The sequence below is a fragment of the Vibrio sp. B172a genome, assembly GCF_030248355.1.
Taxonomy (GTDB): Bacteria; Pseudomonadota; Gammaproteobacteria; order Enterobacterales; family Vibrionaceae; genus Vibrio; species Vibrio owensii.
The window spans coordinates 106,185-132,438 of sequence record NZ_JAHGAC010000026.1 but is presented as its reverse complement, the minus strand read 5'-3'; the positions used below and the strand labels follow the sequence as shown (position 1 = coordinate 132,438).

Genomic DNA, 26,254 nt, shown 5'->3' with positions numbered 1-26,254 from the left:
AGCGATGAAACGCAGTTCTAACGTCAAACGTTCTTCAATGGACAAAAGCTTTAAAGTTGGACGAATCATTCCATTCGTCGCTTTTGGCGGTATCTTTTTTCTGGCAACGCATGAGTCGAAAACCGAAGGCTATATCTATGCCGATGCGGATGAATGTAAATCGGACGCGCCAGAGTTCAGCGAACAATGTGAAATCGCTTACCAAGAAGCAATGGCCAGAGCGGAAGAAAACGCACCACGCTATAACAATGAGTTCGAATGTGAAGACGATTTCTATGAAGACGATTGTTATTACAGCTCACGCCATCGTTCTTACGTTCCGTTTGTGGGTGGTTACTTTTTCAGCCGTGCAGTGAGTGGTTTGAGTGGATACAACAAAAGCTACTATTCAGAGCCGATGTATCGCTACAAGTCTAAGTATTACAACGGTGCAGGGCAGTTCTACGGTTCTTACCGTAATCAATCCACCAAAGTCGCGACAAGTAACCTAAACAAGCGAGGCGGCGGTACGATTGGCCGTGCCATGTCCCGAGGCGGATTTGGTAAAGCGGTGTCTGTGAGTCGTGGCGGTTAACAGCGATGTTTCGACGAGAAATACAAGAAAGAGAAAACTGGCGTGAATTGGCACGCCAGTTTGGTTTTGGCTTTCATTCAATGTATGACCAACCCTACTGGGATGAGAGTGCTTATTATCAGTTTTCCCTTTCGCAAATAGAGCAAGATATTGAAGCGCCAACCGAGGAGCTTCATCAAATGTGCCTAGAAATCGTGGATCAAGTAATAAGAAGTGAGCGATTACTGACTCAATGCGCCATTCCTGAAGCCATGTGGTCACAAGTCGCTTCTTCTTGGCAGCGAAGAGAGCCTTCTCTCTATTCGAGAATGGATTTTGCGTACAACGGTTCCTCTCCTGCAAAGTTATTAGAAAACAACGCAGATACGCCAACGTCGCTGTTTGAGACTGGCTTTTGGCAGTGGGTGTGGCTAGAAGATATCGTCAACAAAGGCCGCATCCACCAAAGTGCGGACCAGTTTAATATTCTGCAAGATTTCCTTATTGAGCGCTTTGCTGAGATCGCCAAACTGCAACCGGGACAAACTCTGCACTTTAGTTGCTGCAAATACACCGAAGAAGACAAAGGCACAGTGCAATATCTCGAAGATTGCGCACGTGAGGCAGGATTAGCAACCGCATTTGTTTTTGTTGAAGACATTGGCGTTACAGAAGACGGACAGTTTGTGGATGCTGATGACCGAGCGATCCGCTGGATGTTTAAACTCTATCCTTGGGAATTTATGTTCGAAGAGGAATACAGCAAGTATTTAGCAACATCGAGCGTAAACTGGTTAGAGCCGATGTGGAAGTCGATTCTGTCCAATAAAGCCTTGTTGCCGCTGCTTTGGGAGCGTTTTCCAAATCATCCTAATCTCCTGCCTGCGTATTTTGCCAACGATCCAAAAGCGAGCCGTTTGAAAGACTATGTCATTAAGCCACTGTTTTCTCGAGAAGGCGCGAACATAGAGATCGTTAAAAATGAACAGCGTTTAGTGAAAACTCCTGGGCCGTACGAATCGAGTCAAAACATCGTTCAGCAATATCATCCGCTACCCAAATTTGGCCAAAGCCATACGCTCATTGGCAGTTGGCTCGTGAATGACAAAGCTGCAGGGATCTCGATTCGAGAAGACAGCAGTTTAGTGACTCAAGATATGGCGCGCTACATTCCTCACGTTATTCTTGATTGATCAAAAAAGCTCTCCGGTGTGGAGAGCTTTTTCATTATATGTCGCCTGTTTTAACCGAGCAGAGCGTTTACTCTTCTTCTGCTAGCATTACACCGCGTTGAGTCAGGCCGCCAAGCATCATTGGCATCGCATTGAAGATTTCTTCAAACTGCTCAAGACCTTCCATACCTTGTTCTGCAAGTGTTGCGATAGTCGTTTCTGGATCGTAAAGCATAGTAAGAGAAAGCAGAACACCACCTAGTAGAGCACTGTCTTCGCTATCTGCAGGCATTAAGTTTTCCCAATCATCACGAGTAATTTGCCAGCCTTGAAGTACACCTTCGCAGAAGTCGCGAGTGTTTGCTGACACGATATCTTGATCATCTAACTCACAACCTTCAGGCCATTGCCACGCACCTTCTAGAAGTGCAGGGCGAGTTTGGTTCCACATTTGAACGATTTCATCGATGTACTGTTCTAGTTGCTCACCATCAGAGAAAGGTGCGGTTTCTTCTCCGCCCCATAGGAATGGCAGCCACTCTTGAGGATTCAACACGTTTGGCGCACACGCCATAGACGTTACAAAGCCTTGAGTTTTCGCTAGGTTTAGTAGTTTTCCATCAAGTTCTGGAAGAGAAAGGATGTCTTGTAGTTTCAAAATAGAATACCATTTGTTAATGGGCTGGTTGGTTGCGCTCATATTACCAATCAATTATTGATAAATCGATATTAGGGAATGATTCGTCTACATCTATGGAAATTCGTTCGTCACTCAGAAAAAAAAGCATTCTCGCCCTAACGCTTTATTTGTGCTTTTTCATCGCGACCATTGGTTCTGTTGTGTACCTTGTGGTCGAGCCTCCAGTGCGTGAAAAACTCGAACGTAATCTGGATCTGCGTACCCAATTGCTTGCCTCACAGATAGAAGGGCCTCTGACGAGTTCAGTTGGACTCTTAAATAGCTTAGTGGGGTTAGGGCAGACACCAACGCCAAGTATTTCACTTCAAGATACCATCCCACAATTACTCGCAGTCAGTGACGACATCATTGTGAGTGGTGGTTTATGGCCAAAACCGATACTTAAAGATGAACGCTGGCAATACACGAGTTTGTTTTTCAATAAGAATGAAAACGGCAGTCTTGACCAAATTCACTCCTACAACAATCCAGAATCCGGTGGCTACGATAATGAGCCTTGGTACCAGTCTGTAGTAAACCAGCCCGCAGGATCAGTCAGTTGGTCTGGCGTGTATATTGATACTTTCACTCAGGTACAGATGATCACCGCTTCTGCGCCTTACTATAAAGATGGTGTTTTTGCTGGCGTAGCAACCGTAGATTTATCTCTAGAGGCGTTATTCCAGTTCATTCGTGAGCACACTAACCAATACTCATTGGGTGTTGTGATTCGTGATGCTGATGACCAAGTTGTTATTGAGCATAACTTCCAACTTACCAAAGACATTTACATTAGCCAGTTAGGCTTTGGTGGTTTTGATTGGCGCATGGACGTGGTCAACGCGAAAGTCAAAGTATCTGATCAAGTGTTTAATCAGGTAATGAGTGTTGAGACCGGCATCATCCCATTTTTGCTTTTGTGTGTGCTGGTGGGTTACTACTTGTTAAACCGATACATTGTTGAGCCCATCGTACGTATCGCTCAGAAGGTGGATGACTCCAAAACTGGGGGCATCATCGATATTGCCTATGACAGCGAAGACGAGATTGGCCACCTGATCACCAAGTTTAACGAGAAAACCATTTACCTTGAGCGCGAGAGAGTAAAAGCCCAAGCGTCCACCAATGCGAAAACGGCTTTTCTCGCAACTTTGTCTCATGAAATTCGAACACCAATGAATGGCGTGTTGGGAACCGCCCAAATCTTGTTGAAGACCCAACTGACGGATGAACAAAGAAAGCATCTCAACACCTTGTATGATTCAGGCGATCATATGATGACGTTGCTCAATGAGATCCTTGATTATTCGAAGATCGAGCAGGGGCACATTGAGCTGGATAACACGCCTTTCCCAATTGAATCGATCCTCGGCAGTATCAACAGTGTTTATCACACCTTATGCGCTGAAAAAGGTCTGCAATTCCGCATTATTTCGAATGTGCCGGAAGGTCGTTGGTACAACAATGACAAAGCACGTTTGCGTCAAGTGTTGTTTAATTTGCTCAACAACGCTGTGAAATTTACAGACCGAGGCTTTGTCGAAGTTGAGTTGGCAGAGCATGTACAAAATGACAAAACCAAGCTGACCATCAGTGTGAAAGATACCGGTATCGGCATCAACCCAGACGCGCAGAAGCGTATCTTCAGACCGTTTGAACAAGCGGAGTCTTCCACGACTCGACGTTTTGGCGGCACAGGCTTGGGGCTTGCGATCGTGAAGCAGATTTCTGAACACATGGGTGGAGGCATTACAGTACAAAGCCAAGAGTGCATTGGTACTAAGTTTGTTGTGGAACTAGAACTTAATCCGTGTGAAGCGGGTGTTTTGGAATCAACCAATACACATAAACTCGATTGCCAAGGGTTACGCGCTCTTATCGTAGAAGATAACCGTACCAACACCATTATTATGGAGACCTTCTTACGTTCGAAAGGCTTTGTGTGTGTTTGTGTTGAGAACGGGCAGCAAGCGGTAGAGCAGGTAACGAAGCAAGAGTTCGATTTGGTCTTAATGGATAACCACATGCCAGTGCTCGACGGAGTGGGAGCCATTGCCGTGATCCGCTCTATGGATACGCCAGCAAGTTCTGTGCTGATCTTTGGCTGTACTGCCGATGTATTCAAAGAGACACAAGAGCGCATGCTTGACGTGGGGGCCAACCATATTATTGCTAAGCCTATTGTTGAATCTGAGCTTGATGATGCGTTGTACCGATACGCTTCAATACTTTATCAGTATCAAGATAAGAAGGGTGCCGAGCAGCCCAAGCCACAAAACGCAGAGGCACTACTGCTGAACTTCTATATGGCGCTAGATGACGACAATTTGGAGCAGGCAATGTCAACGCTCTCTCATATTTTTGAGAGTGTACAGCCAACAGTCTCAGACGAGCTAAATAAGGTTATCCAGCGTATCGAGGGTTATTTAAGTAAAGCGCTCGCTCCTGAACAAGAAGATGTCGACAAACTGACTATGCTGCTCGCAGATCAATAGTCTATTCATTTCGACAAAGTGGTGCGGGCGTTTGTCTGCACTACTTTTGGCTTCTTTCCATCTTCCTAACTCTACAAACTTTGCGTTTACTCTGAATTTACTCTCCCAAGTAGCATAAGCTGATCTTTTTGAAATTCACTTACCAGATATTCCTCTGGTTTTTTGTGTTTTTGCGCGAGCTAAGTCGTTTATTGGTAAATAAATTACGTTTTTAAACTTCATTTTAGGTCGATTTAAGGCGGTTTTTACTGATTATGGTGAAAGCTGCTACTTTTAACCTTAAAGTTGGTTATTAATTTACAACTGATAATTAAAAACGGAATCATAAACTGAAAATCTTATGGTCTAATAGCGCTATTGACTGCTATGTGGTTTTAAATGCAGTAAATGATTTTATAGATGTCGTTTTTATTGGTATTTGATTTTAGAGGTTGTAAATGAAGTCTCGTGGACCATTTTGTATTCGCAATGCCGCAGCGGATACCTTTGCTATGGTGGTTTTTTGTTTTATCACAGGGATGATTATCGAGATCTTGATTTCGGGTATGACGTTTGAGCAGTCTTTAGCATCACGCACATTGTCTATCCCGGTAAACATCGCGATTGCATGGCCTTACGGTATGTTCCGTGATTGGGTATTGCGCCAAGGTAACAAACTGTCACCTTCTTCGTTTATGAAGAATGTGTCTGACTTGGTGGCTTACGTATTGTTCCAATCTCCAGTCTACGCAGGCATTTTGTTAGCCGTAGGCGCGTCTACCGACCAAATCATCACGGCAGTAGCGAGTAACGCAGTTGTGTCTTGTGGTATGGGTGTACTTTACGGTTACTTCCTCGATCAGTGCCGCCGCTGGTTCCGCGTTCCTGGTTACTATCAAGAAGCATAATTGCCCCTGTTTTATGCAATTTAGCTAGATAGTGAGCAAACAAACGCAAAAGGGCGCTTTTTTTCGTGTTTAGCCTTGACCATCAGGAACATAATCATTAAATTAGCGCCTCGTTAGCCAATGATGCTAACCACAATTTGATTCGGTGAGTTGTCCGAGTGGCTGAAGGAGCACGCCTGGAAAGTGTGTATACGGCAACGTATCGAGAGTTCGAATCTCTCACTCACCGCCACATTCTAAAAGCCCCAGCAGAAATGCTGGGGCTTTTTCGTTTCTGAATGTCTTTGTCGAAGCGTGAAAAATATATTGGCTGAGTTTTTACATGAGTGCCTGTTTAGAACGAAGTGGAACTGTTTCGAGATCTATAGAGCGTAGCGTGTTCAAGAAGGTGCTCGTCAGTCAGTTCAGCCCGTATATCAAAATGTTCTAGCGGTTGTTTTTGTGTTCAGTAGAGAAACACTTTCAGTACTTCACTCGTTTCTTGATTGATAACATCGATTTTTACTCTATTGTAACCGTCTGATTCATGAATACGCTCTAACTCGTCTATCTCAAGTGTTGTCATCAACTAAACACGCTCAACCAAGCCGAACTTTTTGAAAAAATCGGATAGGTCGAGTGTCGCTAGATCTTTAAATTCACCAGCGTCGTAGAAGCGACCTTTACAAGTCGGGCAGCTTTCAAACCAGATATGTGGCTGTTTAGGGTCTACTAAACGAAGCAATTGATTATTTGGACAGACTGGGCAGTCGATACGGTCGATAACATTAAACGCTTTACCGATTTCCTCATCACCAGAATCAATCACATTTGCTAAGGGCTTCATTGCATCCACTTCGTAAGCGTCTATCCATAAGCCTTTACATTCTGTGCATCGTTCGACATCACCTAGCGGAGTTTGAAGTTGTTCAAAGTCAGAATTACATTTCGGACATTTCATTTGGTTTTCCTTTTTATTTTCTAAAGTGAAGTGGGAGTAGTAGCCCCATTTCACTCTGACGACATGTCAAAACGTGAGCATTAAATGCCATACGTTTTGAATCTTCTGTTGATATCTAGATCGTTTTCTTAGCAACGACGAGTCCATGATTGCTTGAGCCTAATAAGCTACTTTGTCGGCATGTATTTAAGTGATATTCCAACCATGCTTGATATTGCGAAGGCGTAAAACTATTAATGCCTTCCGAGATATATCGACCAAACCCATCGGTAGCGGCATGGTCGAGGATGTTGAAAGCATGTGAGCGCAACAAATGCTCAATTTCTTCAGGAGAAGCAAAGTAGCCAACTCTGAAAAAACGATCTGCCTCAGAGGCTGTGACTGTGCCATTTGTATGAAGCTCAGATAAGGTCGATGGAGTTACGAGGTGAGGAAACTTTTGTGCGAATAGTCCTGCAACGAAGAATCTAGAAATATACGCTACCGCTAAGATTCCATTTGGTTTTAGGATGCGCTTTGCTTCATTGATTGCTTGATCGCGTTCATTCTTGGTTTTCAAGTGATACAGAGGACCAAGTATTACGCAGAGGTCTTGTGAACCGGATTCAATGAAAGGGACGTGACAAGCACTGCCTAGATGGATATCTATGGGTAAGTCCTTTCTTTCCGCATTCTTTTTCAAGATCTCTACTTGGTCTGGAACCAGTTCTACCGAGGTCACGTTACAACCCATCTTTGCGAAGCTAAGAGAATAGCGACCTGTTGCTGCTCCAAGTTCACATACATTAACACCAGACTTTAAATAGGGGGCGAGTAGGTGCATTGTGGTATCAAACTCTATCTTCGTAATGTTCTGACGAGTAAGTCGAGAGTCTTCATCTGCTCCAGTATATTGAGCAATCAGTTCATCCATAAATATTAAGTCCTTAACCAGCTGTCACTTGCTTTCGAATTCGATCGAGAACAGTTTCATCTTTGCCGAATGTCACGCTTTTGAATGATTCAATTTGCTCAGAAACGTATTGCTTATTTCAATGTGTTAAAAGGTATTGAAAAGTTATTTGAATTAAAAGAGGTAGCGCGTCGAAGTGAGACGAGTAACCGCACAATCTTATAAATTTGAAAAATATAGAAAAGGCAAAAGATAGCTCAGGTTGGAAGAGTGGAGTGGAAGTAAAGTCGATAGCTGTTTTTATTAAGAACGATCAATGAGGATCAAATGAAGCTTGCTCAATTGAATATTGCGTTGTCAAAGTATCCGCTGGATGCACCGGAGATAAAGGATTTCGTCGATAACCTCGACTTGGTGAACGGTATAGCGGAACAGAGTGAAGGCTTTGTTTGGCGACTCAAAGACGAATCCGGTGATGCGACCAGCATTAAGCTATTCGATGACCCAAATATGATCGTCAATATGTCGGTGTGGGATGACCTGGATGCGCTGAAGAACTTTATGTTCCGAACCCATCATCGTGATTTCATGCGTCGTAAGGGGGAATGGTTTCATCGCTTGGCAGAAGAAACCTACGTATTGTGGTGGGTTGAAGACAATCATCAGCCCACGCCAGAGGAAGCTTTAGAAAGGTTACAACATCTGCGTGAAAACGGAGACACACCATACGCGTTTACCTTTAAAACGAACTTTACTGCTAAGGATTTGGGCGAGTAATCCAATGAGCCAAGATGGTAAAAAGCCACTGAGCGGTCATCGGCGTAAAGCAGCTTTGAGCTTTTGGAAAGTCGTAGGTTTCGCCTTTCTGCCTATTGTCATCGGCTATCAAGTCTTATGGAGTCGATACTTTGCCAACGCCCCTCAAGAGTTTTGGACAAATGGGATGTATCACAACGCATTGCTTGTTAAGTTAAGCAGCGAGTTGCTTATGTATTTGTTTATGCTGTGGTATTTAATGTTCAAGACGTCTTCTAAATATACGATCAGCAAGCCCATAGTGAATAGTATTTTCCTTATTATCATTCTTTATATCAGTTACGGACTATTAATAGAGTTATATTCAATATAACTTTTAGTTTTTAAATAATTTGTTTTCTTATATATATCCAAATTGGAAAGGTCATCTTTCCTTGTCTGTTTTTTATTATCTCTACTACTATGAAAATGAAGTTTGAGTAGAAACGTTCTCAAATTATTAGAAGTAAAATGTTTTAGAAAAAGATTAAGAGAGAGGGTATTTATGAAAAGACTGATAATCCTAAGTCTCGCAATTTGTTTTGGCAACGCAGCTGTCGCGGGTGAAGGCACATACACTGGTACGATTGATATGACGATGCCGGAAGGCAATCAAGTACAGTATGAGCGTGTTCAACCAGAAATGACGCTCAAAGGTCGAAATGACTCACGCGCTGGTGGCTCAGTGACCCGAAGTGAAGTTGATGAATCTCAGCCAATTGAATTGAGAGGCCGTAGTTAACCCTTCGTCGTATATTCAATAAAGGTGGTTGTTTAAATATAACCACCTTTAATCTTCCTAATTAAATAATGTTCTTGTGCTCTAAAGAAAGTGAATACTCTTCTTTTTATTTAAATACTCATTAATTCACTCAACCAAGAACCATTATAGAAATAATATTATGAAGATAAATAAATCTACACTAACGCTTGCGATGGTGGCCGCCACATCATCGGTTGCAGCCCATGCGGCCTCTAAACCAAACATGCTGGTTATTTTTGGGGATGATGTCGGTTACGGCAATATTTCTGCATACAACCAAGGCATGTTGGGTTACGAGACGCCAAATATTGACCGTATTGCTCAAGAGGGCGCTTTATTTACCACTTACTATGCACAACAATCTTGTACCGCAGGACGCAGTACATTTATTACAGGTCAGATGCCAGCTCGTACTGGTTTGACGAAAGTAGGTCTACCTGGTGCGGCGCAAGGCATGCAAATGCAAGATATCACCATGGCAACAGCGCTAAAAGACATGGGCTATGCCACGGGGCAATTTGGTAAAAACCACTTAGGCGACAAAGACGACATGTTGCCAACTAATCATGGCTTTGATGAGTTTATGGGGAACCTGTACCACCTAAATGCAGAGGAAGAACCAGAAAACCCAGACTACCCGAAAGATCCCGAATTTCGTAAGAACTTTGGCCCGCGTGGTGTGATTCACTCTTATGCGGATGGCAAGATCGAAGATACAGGGCCGCTCACGCGCAAACGCATGGAAACGGTCGATGAAGAGACCCTTGATGCCGCGATGAACTTCATGGAGCGTCAGGTCAAAGCCGATAAACCATTCTTCTTATGGTATAACGCAACGCGCATGCACATCAGCACTCACGTGAAAGCAGAGCACCGCACAACAGGGCTTGGCGAATACGCAGACGGCATGGTTGAGCACGACAACATGGTTGGAGATTTGCTTGATAAGCTCGATGACTTGAAGATTGCGGACAACACCATTGTGATTTACACCACGGATAATGGCCCGATGAATGCGACTTGGCCAGATGCGGCATTTAGCCCATTCCGTGGTGAGAAGAACACCGGCTGGGAAGGGGGCTTCCGAGTACCAGCAATGATTCGTTGGCCTGGTCATATACAGCCAAACACCAAGCTGAACGACATGTTCGCGAGTGAAGACTGGTTCCCAACGCTACTATCCATTGCAGGTAATGACACCATCAAGCAAGACTTGCTAAAAGGATATAAGTCTTCGTCGGCAAACCAGACTTACAAAAACCACCTTGATGGCTACAACCAAGTTGATTTCATTACGGGTAAAACAGACAAATCAGCGCGTGATGAGTTCTTCTATTGGTCTGACGATGGTGAGCTGCTTGCTATGCGCGATAAACGATTCAAGATGCATTTCAAGATCCAAGAACACGAAGGCTGGGATGTCTGGACCAAAGAGCTGACTAACTTGCGTTTACCAATGATCTTCGACCTTCAAGTCGATCCACTTGAGAAAGGCGATCAAGGCTTTGGCTACAAGAAATGGCAGTTTGAGCATGTGTTCTTATTGGTTCCTGCTCAACAGAAAGTCGCAGAGATGTTGAAGTCATTTAAAGAGTTCCCTCCACGACAAGAGATCCCAAGCTTCTCAGTCGACAAAGTCATGGAGCAAATGACCAACCTTCGTAAGTTGGAAGAAGCGAAAAGCTAGCAATCACCTCTACTAAAGCAAAGCCAGAGCATGACTCTGGCTTTTTTAGTTCCAAACTTAACGTTTTATAAATGTCACTTGCTCTATTTATTGAAAAATGACATGTTACGAGCTTCATTGATAAGCAACCTTTTGATTAAAGGTGTGAAAAGTTCACGATAGGGAAATGAGATGGACATCGTTGTAGGAATGATCATGACTGCAATTATCGTAGTCGGTTGGGCCTTACCCTTTATGTTAATTACCACCTCTCGACAAACGGGAAGACCTGAAAAAGTCTTATGGGTTTGTGCGTTGTTGTTTTTGTCGTGGTTCTGCTGGGTTATTTATTTGCTTGTTGCACCGCTCAAACCGATTCACGAAGAGGATTGGGAGGGGAAATGAGCTATCTCTTATCATTCATGCGTTTTCTTAACCCTAACTACACCAAAACACACCTCTACTTAGTGACGTTAATCTTACTCTCCATTGTTGGTTTGATTGTCTATCAAGTTAACTCAGGACCAACCGAGGAAGAGGTTAAGTACTATAAAGGAACGGTCACGCACGTATCAGGTGGTGTGGTGGTTTTTGATGTCCCGCCCGAAGGGTTTATTGTCTCGTCTAGCAGCTATTACGATCTGGAAATCCACCCGAATGGATTGATAGTGGAAGCACTGACTGATTCTGGCACCACAAACGGATTGCTCAATCAAGAAGTGAAGTTTGGTGTGATCTTCGCAACAGGCAGACATGTTGCTGCGCCCTATAAGTTGGTATATCTAGAGCAAAATCGACAGGTAATCCTTTCTCTGGAAGAGGGGTTGGATAGCCGTTTTAGTTGGCTCCATCTGTGCTTGACTATATTTGCGCTACTCGCATTGATGTTACGCGTTAGTCGTATGACATTTCATTAGTTCTCGTTTGAACCCACCTCGCATTTATCTGCTTAATCCTCACGAATGATGGTTTCTTGCTCATATGCAACATCATTAGCTTCATCAATGAAATAGCGGATCAGATTTACGTCTTTGAGAACGTGAATCATGTTTAGATTTCGCTGTTTCATTCACCTTGCAGTGGATTCCAGCCATTATCCCACTTTGAACTTGTTCTCCGAATACGCGGTTTATTTACCGATAGTTACCAGTAACATGTTACCGGTAACTTGGTTGTTGTGTTCGATTTCGTTGATTCTCATTTGAAGGTTCGCAGCAAGAAAACAACCTCCCTACAGGTTGATGAATAATAATTGGAGTGAGAAAGATGGCGAAAGATTACGGCATCATTGCTCGTTCAGTACTAGAGAAACTGGGCGGTGCAGAAAACGTAGTGGCACTAACACACTGCATGACGCGATTGCGTTTTGTATTAAGCGATGAAAGTAAGATAGATGCAGAAGCGCTGAAGGGCATCAAAGGCGTGATGGGCGTGGTTCACAATGGTGATAAATGTCAGGTCATCATTGGCAATAACGTCTCTTATGCGTACAAAGAAGTGATGGCGTTGTGCAACCTTTCTTCATCAGAATCGAGTGAACCAGAGAAAAAGGTCAAGCTTACTCCAAAAGTGATTGGCGCTAAGATCCTTGATGCTTTGGTCGGCACCATGTCGCCACTGATTCCAGCGATCATCGGCGGCTCAATGGTGAAGCTGCTGGCTATGGTTCTTAAAATGACAGGCTTGCTTGATGATGATTCTTCAACACTGATCATCCTCAATGCGATTGGCGACGGTGCGTTCTTCTTCCTACCCGTTATGGTTGCCGCGTCTGCTTCAATTAAATTCAAAACCAACATGTCACTCTCCATTGCGATTGCGGGCGTGTTGATTCACCCGAACTTCATGGAGTTGATGGCGCAAGCGGCTGATGGCAAGCATGTTGACTTCTTTAGCATTCCAATCACTTCGGTGAAATACACTTATACCGTTATTCCTGTGTTGGTGATGACTTGGGCGCTGTCTTACATCGAACGTTGGGTTGATAGCATCACACCTGCAGTGACGAAGAACTTCCTAAAACCGATGTTGATCGTTTTGATTGCAGCACCGCTAGCTATCGTTCTGATTGGTCCACTAGGTATTTGGATTGGTACTGCGCTTTCTGCATTGGTTTACACCATTCACAGCACTCTAGGTTGGTTGTCTGTTGCGATCATGGGCGCACTTTGGCCATTGTTGGTTCTGACCGGTATGCACCGCGTATTTACACCGACCATCATTCAAACCATTGCTGAAACTGGCCGTGAAGGCATGGTTATGCCATCGGAAATTGGTGCCAACATCGGCATGGGTGGCGCTTGTCTTGCGGTTGCATGGAAAACTAAAAACCGCGAATTGAAACAAACCGCGAGTGCGGCGGGTGCGTCTGCTATTTTTGCGGGTATCTCTGAGCCTGCGCTTTACGGCGTGCTTGTTCGTCTGAAGCGACCACTCATCGCAACCATGATCACTGGTTTCATCGTGGGTGCACTTGCCGGCATGGCTGGGCTGGCGAGCCACTCAATGGCCGCGCCGAGCTTGTTCACCAGTGTGCAGTTCTTTGATGTGAACGACCCGATGAGTATCGCTTGGGTATTTGGTCTGATTGCTCTGTCGATTGTGCTTTCTTTCGCTCTCACTTTAATCCTTGGTTTTGAGGACATCCCGAACGATGAAGACGAGGAAGGCGAAGCTATCGCAAACAAAGACGTCGCAAATAAAGAAAAAGCCGAAGAACAAGTAACGGTGTTAGAGCCTGCAAAGCCAGCTTCCGCATAACCAAGATTTGAATAATTGATAGAGCCGCCTTTGCTGGTGGCTCTATGTTAAGAGGTAAATAAGATGTCTAAATCTGTGTTTCCAGAAAACTTCCTATGGGGTGGGGCTATTGCAGCAAACCAATCCGAGGGTGGATACCGAGAAGGCGGCAAAGGGCTCACGACCGTGGATATGATCCCTTATGGTGAGAACCGAATGCCAATCAAACTCGGCCTTGTCGATTCGGTGGAATTGAGCGAAGAAGAGTTTTACCCAAGCCACCAAGCCATCGACTTTTATCACCGTTATAAAGAAGATATCGCGCTTCTAGCGGAGATGGGGTTTAAGACCTTTCGCATGTCGATCGCATGGAGCCGAATCTTCCCGAAAGGCGATGAATTAGAGCCAAACCAAGCCGGCATTGATTTCTACCGCAGCGTATTCGAAGAGTGCCACAAGTACGGTATTGAGCCGCTTGTCACGCTGTGCCATTTCGATGTGCCAATGCATCTAGTGAACGAATATGGTTCTTGGCGAAACCGAAAGATGATTGGCTTTTTTGAACGCTATGCAAGAACCTGTTTTGAAGCCTTTGATGGGCTAGTGAAATACTGGCTGACGTTCAATGAAATCAACATCCTTCTGCATAGCCCATTCTCTGGCGCGGGTTTGTTGTTCCAAGAGGGTGAAAACCGCGACCAAGTGAAATATCAAGCCGCGCACCATGAGCTTGTTGCCAGCGCGCTAGTGACTAAGATTGCTCATGAGATCAATCCAGAAAACCAAGTAGGTTGTATGCTGGCGGGGGGTAACTTCTACCCATACAGCTGCAAGCCGGAAGATGTGTTCACAGCGATGCAAAAAGATCGTGAGAACTTATTCTTTATTGATGTTCAATCTCGTGGCTACTACCCGTCTTATGCGCAGAAAGTGTTTGATGAAAAAGGCGTGAAGCTGGAGATTCTTGAAGAAGATTACGAGACGCTGAAACACACGGTCGATTTCATCTCATTCAGTTACTACGCCTCACGTTGTGCATCAGCAGAGATGAATGCCAATAACACCAGTGAAGCCAACGTCGTGAAGTCGATTAGGAACCCGCATTTGCCTGCTAGTGATTGGGGGTGGGTGATTGACCCGCTTGGCCTGCGTATTACTATGAACACCCTTTATGATCGCTACCAAAAGCCATTGTTCTTAGTAGAAAACGGTCTGGGCGCGAAAGATGTGCCGGATGAAAATGGCGAGGTACAAGATGATTACCGTATTGATTATCTGCGCCTACACGTAGAAGCCATGGCCGATGCGATTACCGATGGCGTTCCGCTGATGGGTTTTACACCATGGGGTTGTATCGATTTGGTTGCGGCATCAACAGGTGAGATGAGTAAGCGCTATGGCTTTATCTATGTGGACAGAGATAACCTAGGCAACGGCACACTAAACCGCACTCCGAAGAAGTCTTTCCACTGGTATAAGCGTGTTATCGCGTCTAACGGTACAGAGCTTTAATCAAGAGGAAATGCGCCCTTATCTTAAATGCCTTTCCAAAGAGGGAAGGCTAGGCTGTGAGGGCGTTTTTTAACAAATCTACTCGATAAGGTGAGCAATACCCTTTACCATAACGGCAAATTCATTAGCTCGTAATTACTTATGTCTCTACCTCCTTGCCCAAACTGTAACTCAGAATACGTTTACCCAGACCAAGACCAGCTTGTTTGCCCAGAATGTGCTTATGAGTGGAACCCAACTCAGGCGGCAGACGAAGATGCCGTAAACGTGAAAGATTCCAACGGCACGTTGCTGCAAGAAGGTGATAAGGTCACGTTAGCGAAAGACCTAAAAGTAAAAGGCAGTTCGCTGGTACTTAAGATCGGCACCAAAGCGGTGATTCGTCGCATTAAAGACGGCAAAGATCATCAGCTAGATTGCAAAGTTGATGGCGCTGGCGAGATGATGGTGACGGCGCAGTTTGTGAAGAAAGCGTAAGATCTGCTCTGGAATATCGCTTTCAGAAACAATAAAAAACAGCTCACTAGGAGCTGTTTTTTTGTTTTAGGGCGTTTAAGCTAAATCTTGCTGGAATATTTCTGGAGCTAACTCCACGGCTTCGCACATGGCGGGAATATCTAGCAGCGTGATATGACTTTCGCACTCAGTAATAAAACCATCGTTTTTCAGTTTTTTGAACGTTCTAGAAAGCGTCTCTGGCGTCATCCCTAGCTGTGTTGCAAGCAGCTTTTTCGTCACGGGTAACGTGATTTTCCCTTCGCTTCTCGATTGAGCGCGATAGAAGTCAGCCAGCTTCATCACCAGTCTTTGGTTCGCGTTTACTTGCGTCAAAATGTTCACGGTATCCATCAGCTGGTGGATGCGATTGGTCATGTAGTTCATGACTTTTAATGAAGTCTGTGGAGACTGAGTAAACACCGTCAACACATCTTGGTAGTGGAACACAGACAACTCCGTATCCTGATCGACACGGGCACTCATCGGATAGGTTCTTGGGGACATAAACATCGCCATTTCCGCAATCATTTCTCCCGCCATGAACACCCGAAACAGCTTTTCGTCGCCGTTTGGCATCAAACGAAACAGCGAGACTTTTCCTCTCTCGACCAAATACATATTTTCCGCAGGTTCCCCACGTTCAAACAGTTGATGTCCTGCATCGCAATGCAAAGGCGAGCGTTTTGAAAAGAGTTGCGTTTTTTCTTCTTCGTTAAGGAGCGAAACAATAGAACCGGGCACGCTGTTTTCCTTAGCTTGATAATTATCAAGCAGCAAATTCGGACTTGGAGGATAAGATACAAATAATAATCATTATTGATTGATGTGCCAACTTATCCAACCTGAGAAAGGAGAACAGTTATGGACGGTATTAGCCACGTATTTCGATGGGTTGCCTTGTGCGGTCTGGTCGTTCTTTTTGTTCCCGTCGCCATCTTTGCTTAGGAGTCATTATGTCTAAACGATTAGCGATGCCCAATGAAGGGCGAGAAGTGACAAAAACACCGGGACACTGGGTACTCGCTCAACTGGGTAAGAAAGTGCTGCGTCCTGGTGGCAAAGAACTAACACAAAAAATGCTACAAGGGTTGGCGATTACGCGTGATGACCGCGTTGTCGAATTCGCGCCTGGGATGGGTTACACGGCACGTTTGTGCTTGGAAAAATCCCCTGCAAGCTACACCGCTATCGAACAAAATGAGCAGGCAGCGGAGATTGTTCGCTCTTACTTACAGGGTGCAAACCAAGGTTGTTATGTCGGGAATGCACAAGAGACAGGGTTAGAGCCAGAATGCGCTTCTGTGGTTTATGGCGAAGCTATGCTGACGATGCAATCCGATGCGCGTAAAAACGAAATTATTGCTGAGGCTGCTCGAATCCTCGCAACTCATGGTCGTTACGGTATCCATGAACTGTGCATTACGCCAGATACTATCGATGAAGATAAAAAGCGCGCAATTCAAAGAGAAGTTTCCGAGACCATTCAACACCCCGCCAAACCCATCACTCCCGCAGAGTGGAAAGCACTGATGGAAGAGAATGGTTTTGTCGTTGAATTTGAGGCTGTTGCTCCAATGCATTTACTCGAACCAAAACGTGTTATCGCTGATGAAGGCTTGAGTGGGTTCTTAAAAATCGTGAAGAACGTACTGACTAAACCGCAAGCGAGAAAGCGTGTGTTAGGCATGCTTAAGATTTTCCGCAAACACGAAAAGAATCTATCTGCGATAACGCTTGTCGCAAGAAAGAAGGAAAGCTAAATCATGTTTGAATACACCTTATATGAAGATCTCGCCAGCGAAGTGGATATCCCCAAAGCAGGTATCACAAGTTGTCCTGTGTACAAAAGTGAGCGTTTGCGAGGTGTTATCTTTGGTTTCGCCGAAGGTGAAGAAATGAGCGAACATACCGCAGCAGTACCAGCGATTGCACAAATACTCGAAGGAGAATGTTCGTTCACATTAGAAGAAGAGGCGAAGGAACTAAAAGCTGGCGCTTGGTTGCTAATGGACGCGCATTTGCCTCACAGCATTATCGCAAAAACGCCATTGAAGTTAATGCTTTACCTGTTGCGCGAGCCTAAGTAACACGCAGAATTGAAATACAAATCAATGTAAATTCAGCCCCAACCAAGTGTTGGGGCTTTTGCGTTTATTGCTGTCGGTACTTATCTGACGAAGTTCTGCAATCCTGCCACGCTGGCAAAGTTATAGAGAATAAAACCCGATGCCACCATAGTAACTGCCAAAACAAGGTTAAGCGTATCGCTCAGGTTGGCATTAGGTTTGGCGCTGTGGTTTTTCATTTGGCGTTGAATCGTTAAAGCGTTGAACACCAATATCGAGTTGGTCATTGCTGTTCCTAAAGCCATCACGAATGTCGCGATCATGCCCCACATTAAGCTGCCTAACATGTTAGAGAGAAACAGAACCAGCACCGCGCCAGTACAAGGGCGAAAGCCAATAAGCAGCAGTGCTTTCCATGAAATATTGCCGTTAGAGCCTTCGGAATCATCATCTTCTTGAGAGGGTGTTTGCTTGATACGGCGTTTAACCACAGACGCAAACTCTTTCAACGCCAATAAGATAATAAACACCGCACAACCTTGCGTTAGCAGACGAACATTATCGGAAAGGCTGAAAGCAAACTGCTCGGCGATCTTGGCGGTAATCACGAAAAGAATGCACGCGCTCGCTGCTTGCAAGGCGGCAATAATCGCGACCAATACAAGCGCTTGTCGACGACGGTATCCATGAATCAGGCTCATTGATGTCGCTGCCGTTTTACCGTGTCCTGGAGCAACCGAATGCAGCAAACCATACAGAAAGCTAAAACCCAACAAATACCAACCGTACAACAGTTGCCCTTGACTTATGAGCATCAGGTATTCACTGAGCGAGTTTACGGTGTCACGTTGAAGCCGAATCAGCTGCATGCAGTAAGCAGGGAAGTGATTCCAAATATGCAGAGTAATGGCTAGTAGCATTACGCTAAACACTGCGAACAGACCACGTTTGAAGACTGGCGAGTTTCCCATTAGTTCTCCTCCGGAGCACAGGTGAAGAGGGCTTTTTGGGTAAATAGCTGACCGAGTTCGTTATCTGGGTCTGCATCAACAGAGAGTGACATCGCGTAAGTCACTTGCTCTGGTGTTGGGTTTGGTTCAACCACGTCGATATGACAACGATCAGCGTAAGGCTCATTGATGGTGATGGCATGCTTGTGTTCCCAACTCATATCTACGAAGTAGCTTGGGTCAAAGATAAGCAGACGCAGATCAGGCGTGTAGATACTGGTGGGCTTAGCGAGTTCAAGATTGAACTTCAATGTTGCTTTTGCACCATTCATCTCGATAGACCCTTCTTCCACCATCTTGTAGCGAATCGGTTCATCGTCGGCATAAAAGTAGGTGAAGTAATGGCTTGATAACAGGTTGTAAATCACCTGACTAGAGAGTGTCGAAAGTACTTCATCTCGATTTTCGTCGGTGAGTTTCTCTCCCGCGAGCATGTAAGCCGTGGTCATGGCGTCAAACTCCCAGTTCATTGAGAGCGATTGAATCTTATCTTCTTTGATATTGATTTTGGTTTCCATCGTCACCCAAGAATGAGGGTGGGCGTGGACAAAACAAGAAAACAGCAGTGAGAGAGCAGTAAGAGTTAGGCGTAATCTAGAAAGAGAAAACGATCCAAAAATGGACATCCGATTACCTATGATTAAATTGATGCGAAAATTTCCGATTGTTATAACATAACATTAGTAGCATTTGAACATTGTTCATTACTGTTAGTGTGGTTATTTATCGACGATTTACCCGTTTACCTGTTGAGATGCATAGGGTGGCAATAAAGCCGATGGGTTAACTATTTTATTGATTTTCGTTCTCATTCTTTTTCCCATTTTGTGGTTAACTTGCGCCCATTAAACAAATAGAATGCAGTTCGGTGGCAAGATGACTTAAACCGACTCTTCACGCGTTCTGCACTTTTCTAACCAACTTTTTCAAATCATGAATCTGACTCATAAAGACTATTTTAAAATCGCATTTCCTTTCATTGTTTCTACGGTTACCCAACCATTATTGGGGGCGGTGGATACCGCGGTGATCGGTAAACTCGGTGTGGCTGAGATGATTGGTGGTGTGGCGATCGGCACCGTTATCATGAATACCTTGTATTGGCTGTTTGGCTTTTTCCGCGTCAGTACGACTGGGCAAAGTGCAATCGCATTAGGTAAAAATAGCCCAGAAGATCAAGCGAGCAGCTTATTCCGTCCTTTCGTGCTTTCACTCTGCCTTGGCTTGATTTTCATTGCGTTGCAGTCCGTGATTTGGATGGGGGCAGAGCTGATTATCTCCCCTGATGCAGTCGTGGCCGAAAACGCTAAGATTTACTTCGATATCATGATCTTTGGTGCGCCGTTTGTACTGCTGAACTACACCGTGATTGGTTGGTTAATGGGGCAGGCGAAAGCCAAAGAAACCTTGTTCACGCAGGTGTTTGGTAACGTGCTGAACATCGTGCTGGATATCGTCTTTGTGTTGTACTTCGATATGGGCATTGCTGGTGTTGCGGTGGCGACACTTATCGCGCAAATCTCGACGTTTGTTATTGGTGCGGTGCTGGTGCTGAAAACTTGTCGCTTTCCGCTGTTTGATTACATTCAGACCGCGAAAATGACGCGTAAAGATCTCAAAGTTATCGCGTCTTCCAATATGGATCTGCTGCTTCGTACTGTGTGTCTATTGGTGTTCTTCAACATGATGGCGCGTGTAGGCTCTCAGCTTGGCTCTGATGTGCTCGCTGCGAACGCAATTTTGATGCAAGTGACCTTCATCGTCAGCTACATGTTCGATGGTGTAGCGAATGCGTCGAGCGTCTTTGCAGGTAAAGCGGTAGGGCAGAAGAATCCGACATTGCTTGATAACGTGATTAAGCTAAACACGCAATGGACTGCGGCGTTCGTTGTTGTATTGACCTTGCTGTTGGTGCTGTTCAAACACCAAGTGGTGTCGTTATTTACCACTTTGCCAAACCTTGTTGAGCTGTATCTAGACATGAGCCCTTGGTTATTGGCATTCCCGTTGGTTGCTGGTTTTGGTCTTACGTTTTACGGCATCTTTACCGGCACAGGGACGACGCGACCAGTTCGTAATTCTACCTTCCTAACCATGGTGTTGTTCTTAGTGACTCAATTTATTGCGGTGCAATATTGGGGCAATCACGGTTTGTGGCTGGCATTCACTTTGTTCTACGTTGGGCGCTTTGTCTTCTTGTTCCCGTACCTCGATCAAGTCAAACAAAAGTGTCAGTAATTCACGCTGTTATACCCAAGTAACCTCGAGATGCTTAGTTCAGCGAAAATGCCTTGGCTTGCAGACGCGGCGACGATTTGAAGATCTAGTGGCTCTAAATCAATAATCGTCAACAAAGTATGCGGGTCAAGGCAATTCGCCCTTTGGGAGTGAGTCTCTGAAGCAACTTCTGCGTCAAACAACTTGGAAAGAGCTCGCTATTCCGCTGCGTCGTTTTCCTTGAATTTGAATCAGTGACTCACTCTGAATCCAGCATCTTGAGGTCACTTGGGTATAGATTATTTCGATTTTTTATCACAAGGGCGGAGCCATCTGCCCTTGCTGATAAAAGCGTGAAAAAGGTGATGAAATAACCCCTCTGAGTTGTTTTCTTGCTCAGACCTGCGTGATACTATCGTTATGTTATATTGTTACATTTAGTTTGATGTCGTGATTTCTCAACCAATACTCTCCGTTAATAATCTCAGCCTTACAGACTCAGAACGCACACTCTTCAAAGACATTTCTTTTGAGCTGTTTCAAGGTGAAGTTCTTGCCATTATGGGACCTTCCGGCATTGGTAAATCCATGTTGTCGAAAGCCGTCGCAGGTTTTTTGCCATCTGATATTTGGGTAGACGGAAGTATCCAGCTTAACAGCAGTGAAGTCGCACAAACTGCCATGCTGCAACGGAGTCAACCGCAGCGTCCTGCGGTCATTTTCCAAGATGCACTTAAAGCTCTGAATCCATTGGCGTCTGTCGAACAACAACTGTGTTTGGCATTGACGGGCAACAAAACACGCTTGTCTTCAGCAAACCGAGACACGGTGACGACCTTGTTGTCTCAACTCGGATTTGCGGATCCAAAAGCAGCATTAGCGCAGCATCCAAGCCAGTTATCTGGTGGTCAGCGCCAGCGTATTTGTATTGCGATTGCGTTGCTTGGTAGTGCCAACTTGATCATCGCTGATGAGCCCACCAGTGCGCTCGATCCAATCACCGAAGCGGAGATCCTTGAGTTGTTCCGCAGCAGTGTTCAGCAACGCAACATCAGTGGTTTGTTGATCACGCACGATCTATCTGCGGCTTTGGCGTGTGACAAAGTCTTGGTGATTGCAGACAACACCATGGTGGCTTATGGCGCACCATGGCAAGCCATTCAGCAAAGTTCGCATCCTTTCTGCCAACAACTTGCGCAACTGCTGCCTTAACCTCATCTCTGGAGCCTATTTTGACTAAGCACAACTTGAGCGGGCACACGCAGCCTAAATCGGCGGAAGTTCGCTTTGAGCAAGCCAGTGTTCACTATTACTCCAAACCAAGTTGGTTAGGGGGCAAACCGTTCAAAGCGCTCGAACAATTGGATCTTGCCATCGACACAAAGAACATTGCGATTGTTGGTCCTTCTGGTGCGGGTAAATCGACCTTGATTGAGCTTCTGTTCGGTCTTCGTAAGCCTGCATCTGGTGAAGTGTATGTGTGTGGCTATCCGCTATCGCGTAGCTCGGCTAAGCAGCGCCAAGAGTTGTGTCAGCACATTCAATTGATTCCGCAAGAGCCGCAATCGAGCTTGAATCCTTATTACACCGTTCGCCAGATCTTACTGGAGCCGCTAAGCAACATTGGTTTGACGCAAGAGCTCAATGAGAAGGTGGAAAAGGTCTTGGCGGATGTCGGTTTGGATCTCACATTGCTGGATCGCAACCCGCAGCAATTATCAGTTGGGCAAGCGCAACGTGTGGCTATCGCCAGAGCTTTGATTGTCGAACCTTGCGTGTTGGTTGCCGATGAGCCAACCAGCAGCCTAGATCCCGTCAGTCGTAAACAGATTCTCGACTTGTTGGCAGGCATTCAAAAGAGTCGTCAGATGCGCCTGATTTTGGTGACACATGACCTCGATGCGGCACAAACCCTATGCGATGAAATCCTAGTGTTAGACAAAGGACGCGTTGTCGAGCACGGCACAGCACAAAACGTGACAAATAACCCATCACACTTGATCACGAGAGCCTTGATGAGCGCTCAACACAAAAGTAATGAATTCACAAAAACCATTGGAGAGGTTTCTTATGCACCTTAGTACTCCCAAGTTAGCTTTGTCGCTGGCTTTAAGCGCACTGCTGACGGGTTGTTTTGACTCTGGCGAAAGCAAGCCAGAAGCAGAAAAAGCAGCTGCACCGCAAGCAACGGAAATTCGCGTTGCCATGATGCAACCACCACGCACAGGTTTGTCACCACTTTCAGATGACGCGTTCAAACTGTCACGTTGGAGCACAGCAGAGACGCTAGTAAACCTAAACGATCAGTCGGTAGCAGAGCCTATGCTGGCAACAGAGTGGGAACAAGTTGACCCGATGACGTGGCAATTTACGGTACGTAAGGGCGTGAAATTCCACGATGGTTCTGACCTTGATGCCAATGCGGTTGTGAACTCTCTACAAAAAGCATTAGATGCCGCACCAAAGCCACGCATTTTGGATGGTATCGAATGGCAAGTTCGCGCACTGGACGACTTCACTGTTGAAATCAAAACGACCTTTAACGATCCATTGTTGCCAAGCCGTCTATCTAGCCCACAGTTAGCGATCCTTTCTGGTGCTGCATATCAAGAAAACGGTCGTGTTGTGCCAATCAATGCGGGTACGGGTCCATTCGTTCTGACAGAAATCAACGGTACAACCAGCGCGAAACTGAAGCGTTTTGACGGTTACTGGGGCGAAAAAGCAAAAGTAGACAGTATCTTTGCAGAATACGTACCAAACGGTTTTGCTCGTGCTGCAGCGCTGCGTACCGGTGAGGCGGATGTAGTTGAAGCGGTTCCTGTTTCGCAAATCGCGATGATGGAATCTTCACAGCTGCACGAAGTCGCAATGCCACGTACCAACACGCTTTACCTAAACAATAAATCAGATGTGTTTAGCCAGTTCGGTTTGCGTAAAGCAGCGGCTCAAGCGGTTAACCGTGAGCAAATCATCAAAACGGTTTACGAGAACCACGCCGATTCGGCGAAAGGTTTGTTAGGTCCTGCATTGGCATGGGCTCAACCAATTCGTGATGCGAATCCTCGTATGGAAACCATGGAAATGCGCCACGCGAACGGTGAGAAGATCACCATAGGTACATTTACCGACCGTGCTGAGTTGCCAGAAGTGGCGGTGCTGCTAAAGCAACAACTTGAAGCGGCTGGCTTTGTGGTTGAACTAGACGTTCGTGAATACGCACAAATCGAAAACGATGCACTAGCAGGTAAGTTCGATGCGTTCTTGTTGTCACGTGCAACGGTGCTGGATTCTGGTGATCCAGTGGCGTACATGCAAAGTGACTTTAGCTGTAAAGGTTCTTACAACCTAGGTCAGTTCTGCTCTGAAGACGTGGACGCAGCATTGAAACACGCTGACCGTCAGCCATTGGGTGAGAAACGCCAACAAGCGATCATCGAAGCAGAAAGTAAAATCCTTGAGCAATACGCTGTGATTCCACTGCTTCACGAGCGTGTAATCCAAGGTGAGAGTGATCGCGTGAAGAATGCACAACGTGACCCACGTGAGCGTCGCCTGATCGACCAGTTTACTGAGGTGAACTAACTCGATGTCGTCTGTTGCCAACATGCGCTCTCGTTGGAGCGCTTGTATGCCTGAATGGTTTACGCGTTTTTTGTCGCGCTTCCTGTCTCTCGGGGTAGTGGTTGTGCTGGTGGGTTTGATGCCGGATATTGCAGGTATCGATCCAAGCCAATCAATCCTCCGTGCCCGTGCGGGTGCTCAACAATTGCTGACGGCGGAAGCTCTGCAAGCCATTCGAGAAGATCTTCAACTTGACCGCAGCGCTGCTGAGCGACTGTGGGATTGGTTGACGCTTGCCATGCAAGGTGACTTAGGTGTCTCTTGGGTGAGTGGCGCATCCGTGATGGAGAGCGTTCAACAAACCGCAAAAACGTCGCTATTACTTATGCTTACAGCGCTAGGCATGGCATTTGTAATGTGCATGGCGAGCGTGCTTTACACTGTGCGTCGTTGGCAACAGAATCGTTTAGACAAACATCATGACACGCTCAGTTCGGTGCTGGTCTCACTGCCAGAATACGTGATTGCTTCATTGCTGATCATGGTGTTTTCCATCTGGTTGGGTTGGTTCCCACCTTATGGTTGGCAAGGCGTACAAAACCTCTGGCTACCAAGTTTGGCAATGGCATTGCCTGCTGCTGGCTTGTTCGGGCGCTTGCTCAATGACAGCCTCAAGCGTGTACTAGATGAGCCTTGGGTGATCACTTGGCTATCGGCGAACGTCAATAAGTTTCAAATCTTACGCTTTGCCTTGTGGCGTGCCGTTAGTAACTTGATTCCTCAAATCGCAATGACGGTGATTGGTTTGACCGGCGGCGCGGTTGCTGTGGAGCAAGTGTTTTCTATTCCGGGTATCGGACGATTGATCTTAGGCGCAGCGAAGTCACAAGATCTGCCGATGCTGCAAGGTGGCTTGTTGGTGTTGCTGGTGTTCTCGATGTTGATCAGCAGTGCGAGCATCTTATTGCAACGCTGGTTACTCGGGCACAGTGTCACAAGTGGCAAGCTGATCAGCAGTCACAGTACGTTCCGTTTTACCCAAAACACCACCAAACGCATCGTCAGTGCCACAATCTTTGCCTTGCTGATTGGTTGTGCGGGGTGGGCGTTAATGCGCGATCCTTACACCATCCAATTTACCCGCCTAGAATCGCCAAGCTTAGCAGCCCCGTTTGGTGCTGATGCCGTTGGGCGAGATCTGCTTGCTCGTGTTGGCGGCGGTATGATGTCGACAATCAAAATGGGCATCATCGCAACGTTCCTAAGTTTGGTGATTGGTTTGCTGCTCGGCTTCGTGACTCGTTATAGCCAAGGCTTAATTGAGATCACCAAAGGTGTGCCATACATTGTGGCTGGTCTGCTGATTGCTGGTCTAACGGGGATGAACCCAAACAGCGCTTTGATTGCGATTGTTATGGTGTCATGGGCACCATTAGCGGCGCACTGTGCGAGCTTGTTGATGGAAGCCAAAGCGCAGCCTTACACGCATCTTGCGCCCATTTGGGGAACCAGTCAGTGGCGAGTACTCCGTTACTACTTGTTGCCTTATGTGCTGCCGCCATTGATTCGTCATGCGTTTCTGCGTTTGCCGTACATCACGCTTAGCCTGACGTCTCTGAGTTTTATCGGACTTGGCGTTAAGCCGCCAGAACCTGAGTGGGGCTTATTGATTGCAGAGAATCTGCCTTATATCGAGCGCTCGCCATTAGGTGTCTTACTGCCAATCTCAGGCTTAGTTTTGATGGCGATTGCAATCAACTTGTTGTTCGACGATTAAACCGGACTCGTGAACTTTCCAACAGCCTC

26 protein-coding genes and 1 tRNA gene are annotated in these 26,254 nt (G+C 45.8%); 21 read left to right on the top strand and 6 right to left on the bottom strand.

The window, feature by feature from the left end:
* Positions 1-4: 4 nt before the first annotated feature.
* Complete coding sequence (locus KIT90_RS21230; protein ID WP_009707073.1) at positions 5-574, top strand: DUF1190 domain-containing protein; 570 nt, start codon at positions 5-7, stop codon at positions 572-574.
* A gap of 5 nt (positions 575-579) precedes the next feature.
* Positions 580-1,746, top strand: coding sequence for a glutathionylspermidine synthase family protein (locus KIT90_RS21225; RefSeq protein WP_285378586.1), 1,167 nt, complete (start codon positions 580-582; stop codon positions 1,744-1,746).
* A 67-nt stretch (positions 1,747-1,813) separates the two neighbouring features.
* On the opposite strand, the gene KIT90_RS21220 is transcribed toward KIT90_RS21225, so the two are convergent.
* The gene (locus tag KIT90_RS21220) at positions 1,814-2,425 is read right to left on the bottom strand and encodes a YecA family protein (protein WP_020195632.1); all 612 of its coding nucleotides are present in this window, start codon (positions 2,423-2,425) and stop codon (positions 1,814-1,816) included.
* A gap of 53 nt (positions 2,426-2,478) precedes the next feature.
* Between KIT90_RS21220 and KIT90_RS21215 the strand changes: the two genes are divergently transcribed.
* From KIT90_RS21215 to KIT90_RS21205, 3 genes are all read left to right on the top strand, one after another.
* Positions 2,479-4,899 carry a hybrid sensor histidine kinase/response regulator gene (locus KIT90_RS21215; protein WP_285378583.1) on the top strand — a complete coding sequence of 807 codons (2,421 nt, stop codon included), beginning with the start codon at positions 2,479-2,481 and terminating at the stop codon, positions 4,897-4,899.
* A 437-nt stretch (positions 4,900-5,336) separates the two neighbouring features.
* A complete protein-coding gene (locus KIT90_RS21210; protein WP_005441741.1) occupies positions 5,337-5,786 on the top strand; it encodes an L-alanine exporter AlaE in 450 nt (149 codons plus the stop codon).
* A 144-nt stretch (positions 5,787-5,930) separates the two neighbouring features.
* A tRNA-Ser gene (locus KIT90_RS21205) sits at positions 5,931-6,018 on the top strand.
* Between the two features lie 336 nt (positions 6,019-6,354).
* On the opposite strand, the gene KIT90_RS21200 is transcribed toward KIT90_RS21205, so the two are convergent.
* Entirely contained in the window at positions 6,355-6,726 is a 372-nt protein-coding gene (locus KIT90_RS21200) for a zf-TFIIB domain-containing protein (RefSeq protein WP_285378581.1), read from the bottom strand.
* A 115-nt stretch (positions 6,727-6,841) separates the two neighbouring features.
* The gene (locus KIT90_RS21195) at positions 6,842-7,639 is read right to left on the bottom strand and encodes a class I SAM-dependent methyltransferase (RefSeq protein WP_285378579.1); all 798 of its coding nucleotides are present in this window, start codon (positions 7,637-7,639) and stop codon (positions 6,842-6,844) included.
* 306 nt (positions 7,640-7,945) lie between these two features.
* Here KIT90_RS21195 and KIT90_RS21190 point away from each other — a divergent pair, with 306 nt between their 5' ends.
* The 9 genes from KIT90_RS21190 to KIT90_RS21150 all read left to right on the top strand — a co-directional run bounded on the left by KIT90_RS21190 (position 7,946) and on the right by KIT90_RS21150 (position 15,570).
* On the top strand, positions 7,946-8,395 hold the full coding sequence (locus KIT90_RS21190) for a DUF3291 domain-containing protein (protein WP_285378577.1): 450 nt from the start codon (positions 7,946-7,948) through the stop codon (positions 8,393-8,395).
* Positions 8,396-8,399: 4 nt separating this feature from the next.
* Complete coding sequence (locus tag KIT90_RS21185) at positions 8,400-8,747, top strand: hypothetical protein (protein ID WP_285378575.1); 348 nt, start codon at positions 8,400-8,402, stop codon at positions 8,745-8,747.
* Between the two features lie 171 nt (positions 8,748-8,918).
* The gene (locus tag KIT90_RS21180) at positions 8,919-9,155 is read left to right on the top strand and encodes a hypothetical protein (RefSeq protein WP_020195642.1); all 237 of its coding nucleotides are present in this window, start codon (positions 8,919-8,921) and stop codon (positions 9,153-9,155) included.
* 160 nt (positions 9,156-9,315) lie between these two features.
* Entirely contained in the window at positions 9,316-10,863 is a 1,548-nt protein-coding gene (locus tag KIT90_RS21175) for an arylsulfatase (RefSeq protein ID WP_285378572.1), read from the top strand.
* Between the two features lie 171 nt (positions 10,864-11,034).
* Positions 11,035-11,247 carry a hypothetical protein gene (locus KIT90_RS21170; RefSeq protein WP_050567678.1) on the top strand — a complete coding sequence of 71 codons (213 nt, stop codon included), beginning with the start codon at positions 11,035-11,037 and terminating at the stop codon, positions 11,245-11,247.
* On the top strand, positions 11,244-11,759 hold the full coding sequence (locus KIT90_RS21165; RefSeq protein ID WP_285378569.1) for a hypothetical protein: 516 nt from the start codon (positions 11,244-11,246) through the stop codon (positions 11,757-11,759). The genes KIT90_RS21170 and KIT90_RS21165 overlap by 4 nt, the downstream gene beginning before the upstream one ends.
* A 349-nt stretch (positions 11,760-12,108) precedes the next feature.
* Complete coding sequence (ascF, locus tag KIT90_RS21160; RefSeq protein ID WP_186174730.1) at positions 12,109-13,602, top strand: PTS cellobiose/arbutin/salicin transporter subunit IIBC; 1,494 nt, start codon at positions 12,109-12,111, stop codon at positions 13,600-13,602.
* A gap of 63 nt (positions 13,603-13,665) precedes the next feature.
* Positions 13,666-15,093 carry a 6-phospho-beta-glucosidase gene (locus KIT90_RS21155; protein WP_285378566.1) on the top strand — a complete coding sequence of 476 codons (1,428 nt, stop codon included), beginning with the start codon at positions 13,666-13,668 and terminating at the stop codon, positions 15,091-15,093.
* Between the two features lie 141 nt (positions 15,094-15,234).
* On the top strand, positions 15,235-15,570 hold the full coding sequence (locus KIT90_RS21150; protein ID WP_285378564.1) for a zinc ribbon domain-containing protein YjdM: 336 nt from the start codon (positions 15,235-15,237) through the stop codon (positions 15,568-15,570).
* A 75-nt stretch (positions 15,571-15,645) separates the two neighbouring features.
* On the opposite strand, the gene KIT90_RS21145 is transcribed toward KIT90_RS21150, so the two are convergent.
* Positions 15,646-16,332 (bottom strand): Crp/Fnr family transcriptional regulator, encoded by a 687-nt coding sequence (locus KIT90_RS21145; protein ID WP_104027486.1) that lies wholly within the window; start codon positions 16,330-16,332, stop codon positions 15,646-15,648.
* A gap of 212 nt (positions 16,333-16,544) precedes the next feature.
* On the opposite strand from KIT90_RS21145, the gene KIT90_RS21140 reads away from it, so the two are divergent.
* Positions 16,545-17,351: a class I SAM-dependent methyltransferase gene (locus KIT90_RS21140; RefSeq protein ID WP_285378560.1), complete on the top strand. Its 807-nt coding sequence runs from the start codon at positions 16,545-16,547 to the stop codon at positions 17,349-17,351.
* 3 nt (positions 17,352-17,354) lie between these two features.
* Entirely contained in the window at positions 17,355-17,678 is a 324-nt protein-coding gene (locus KIT90_RS21135) for a cupin domain-containing protein (RefSeq protein ID WP_285378558.1), read from the top strand.
* A gap of 80 nt (positions 17,679-17,758) precedes the next feature.
* On the opposite strand, the gene KIT90_RS21130 is transcribed toward KIT90_RS21135, so the two are convergent.
* Positions 17,759-18,628 carry a nickel/cobalt transporter gene (locus tag KIT90_RS21130; RefSeq protein WP_285378556.1) on the bottom strand — a complete coding sequence of 290 codons (870 nt, stop codon included), beginning with the start codon at positions 18,626-18,628 and terminating at the stop codon, positions 17,759-17,761.
* A complete protein-coding gene (locus KIT90_RS21125) occupies positions 18,628-19,293 on the bottom strand; it encodes a DUF1007 family protein (protein WP_285378554.1) in 666 nt (221 codons plus the stop codon). Before KIT90_RS21125 ends, KIT90_RS21130 begins: the two co-directional genes overlap by 1 nt.
* Positions 19,294-19,600: 307 nt before the next feature.
* Between KIT90_RS21125 and KIT90_RS21120 the strand changes: the two genes are divergently transcribed.
* From KIT90_RS21120 to KIT90_RS21100, 5 genes are all read left to right on the top strand, one after another.
* Positions 19,601-20,905 carry an MATE family efflux transporter gene (locus KIT90_RS21120; RefSeq protein ID WP_045397892.1) on the top strand — a complete coding sequence of 435 codons (1,305 nt, stop codon included), beginning with the start codon at positions 19,601-19,603 and terminating at the stop codon, positions 20,903-20,905.
* Between the two features lie 429 nt (positions 20,906-21,334).
* A complete protein-coding gene (locus tag KIT90_RS21115) occupies positions 21,335-22,096 on the top strand; it encodes an ATP-binding cassette domain-containing protein (protein ID WP_285378552.1) in 762 nt (253 codons plus the stop codon).
* A 20-nt stretch (positions 22,097-22,116) separates the two neighbouring features.
* Positions 22,117-22,965 (top strand): ABC transporter ATP-binding protein, encoded by an 849-nt coding sequence (locus tag KIT90_RS21110; RefSeq protein ID WP_285378550.1) that lies wholly within the window; start codon positions 22,117-22,119, stop codon positions 22,963-22,965.
* The gene (locus tag KIT90_RS21105; protein WP_059678473.1) at positions 22,955-24,469 is read left to right on the top strand and encodes an ABC transporter substrate-binding protein; all 1,515 of its coding nucleotides are present in this window, start codon (positions 22,955-22,957) and stop codon (positions 24,467-24,469) included. Before KIT90_RS21110 ends, KIT90_RS21105 begins: the two co-directional genes overlap by 11 nt.
* Positions 24,470-24,473: 4 nt before the next feature.
* Positions 24,474-26,225 carry an ABC transporter permease subunit gene (locus tag KIT90_RS21100; protein ID WP_373417710.1) on the top strand — a complete coding sequence of 584 codons (1,752 nt, stop codon included), beginning with the start codon at positions 24,474-24,476 and terminating at the stop codon, positions 26,223-26,225.
* Positions 26,226-26,254 lie beyond the last annotated feature (29 nt).

Excerpts from the sequence above, each read along its gene's own strand:
- KIT90_RS21130 (WP_285378556.1), bottom strand. The coding sequence starts at position 18,628 with ATGGGAAACTCGCCAGTCTTCAAACGTGGTCTGTTCGCAGTGTTTAGC.
- KIT90_RS21185 (WP_285378575.1), top strand. The coding sequence starts at position 8,400 with ATGAGCCAAGATGGTAAAAAGCCACTGAGCGGTCATCGGCGTAAAGCA.
- KIT90_RS21140 (WP_285378560.1), top strand. The coding sequence starts at position 16,545 with ATGTCTAAACGATTAGCGATGCCCAATGAAGGGCGAGAAGTGACAAAA.
- KIT90_RS21155 (WP_285378566.1), top strand. The coding sequence starts at position 13,666 with ATGTCTAAATCTGTGTTTCCAGAAAACTTCCTATGGGGTGGGGCTATT.
- KIT90_RS21125 (WP_285378554.1), bottom strand. The coding sequence starts at position 19,293 with ATGTCCATTTTTGGATCGTTTTCTCTTTCTAGATTACGCCTAACTCTT.
- KIT90_RS21180 (WP_020195642.1), top strand. The coding sequence starts at position 8,919 with ATGAAAAGACTGATAATCCTAAGTCTCGCAATTTGTTTTGGCAACGCA.
- KIT90_RS21100 (WP_373417710.1), top strand. The coding sequence starts at position 24,474 with ATGTCGTCTGTTGCCAACATGCGCTCTCGTTGGAGCGCTTGTATGCCT.
- KIT90_RS21210 (WP_005441741.1), top strand. The coding sequence starts at position 5,337 with ATGAAGTCTCGTGGACCATTTTGTATTCGCAATGCCGCAGCGGATACC.
- ascF (WP_186174730.1), top strand. The coding sequence starts at position 12,109 with ATGGCGAAAGATTACGGCATCATTGCTCGTTCAGTACTAGAGAAACTG.
- KIT90_RS21215 (WP_285378583.1), top strand. The coding sequence starts at position 2,479 with ATGGAAATTCGTTCGTCACTCAGAAAAAAAAGCATTCTCGCCCTAACG.
- KIT90_RS21230 (WP_009707073.1), top strand. The coding sequence starts at position 5 with ATGAAACGCAGTTCTAACGTCAAACGTTCTTCAATGGACAAAAGCTTT.
- KIT90_RS21175 (WP_285378572.1), top strand. The coding sequence starts at position 9,316 with ATGAAGATAAATAAATCTACACTAACGCTTGCGATGGTGGCCGCCACA.
- KIT90_RS21150 (WP_285378564.1), top strand. The coding sequence starts at position 15,235 with ATGTCTCTACCTCCTTGCCCAAACTGTAACTCAGAATACGTTTACCCA.
- KIT90_RS21165 (WP_285378569.1), top strand. The coding sequence starts at position 11,244 with ATGAGCTATCTCTTATCATTCATGCGTTTTCTTAACCCTAACTACACC.
- KIT90_RS21135 (WP_285378558.1), top strand. The coding sequence starts at position 17,355 with ATGTTTGAATACACCTTATATGAAGATCTCGCCAGCGAAGTGGATATC.
- KIT90_RS21170 (WP_050567678.1), top strand. The coding sequence starts at position 11,035 with ATGGACATCGTTGTAGGAATGATCATGACTGCAATTATCGTAGTCGGT.
- KIT90_RS21120 (WP_045397892.1), top strand. The coding sequence starts at position 19,601 with ATGAATCTGACTCATAAAGACTATTTTAAAATCGCATTTCCTTTCATT.
- KIT90_RS21195 (WP_285378579.1), bottom strand. The coding sequence starts at position 7,639 with ATGGATGAACTGATTGCTCAATATACTGGAGCAGATGAAGACTCTCGA.
- KIT90_RS21220 (WP_020195632.1), bottom strand. The coding sequence starts at position 2,425 with ATGAGCGCAACCAACCAGCCCATTAACAAATGGTATTCTATTTTGAAA.
- KIT90_RS21225 (WP_285378586.1), top strand. The coding sequence starts at position 580 with ATGTTTCGACGAGAAATACAAGAAAGAGAAAACTGGCGTGAATTGGCA.
- KIT90_RS21105 (WP_059678473.1), top strand. The coding sequence starts at position 22,955 with ATGCACCTTAGTACTCCCAAGTTAGCTTTGTCGCTGGCTTTAAGCGCA.
- KIT90_RS21190 (WP_285378577.1), top strand. The coding sequence starts at position 7,946 with ATGAAGCTTGCTCAATTGAATATTGCGTTGTCAAAGTATCCGCTGGAT.
- KIT90_RS21200 (WP_285378581.1), bottom strand. The coding sequence starts at position 6,726 with ATGAAATGTCCGAAATGTAATTCTGACTTTGAACAACTTCAAACTCCG.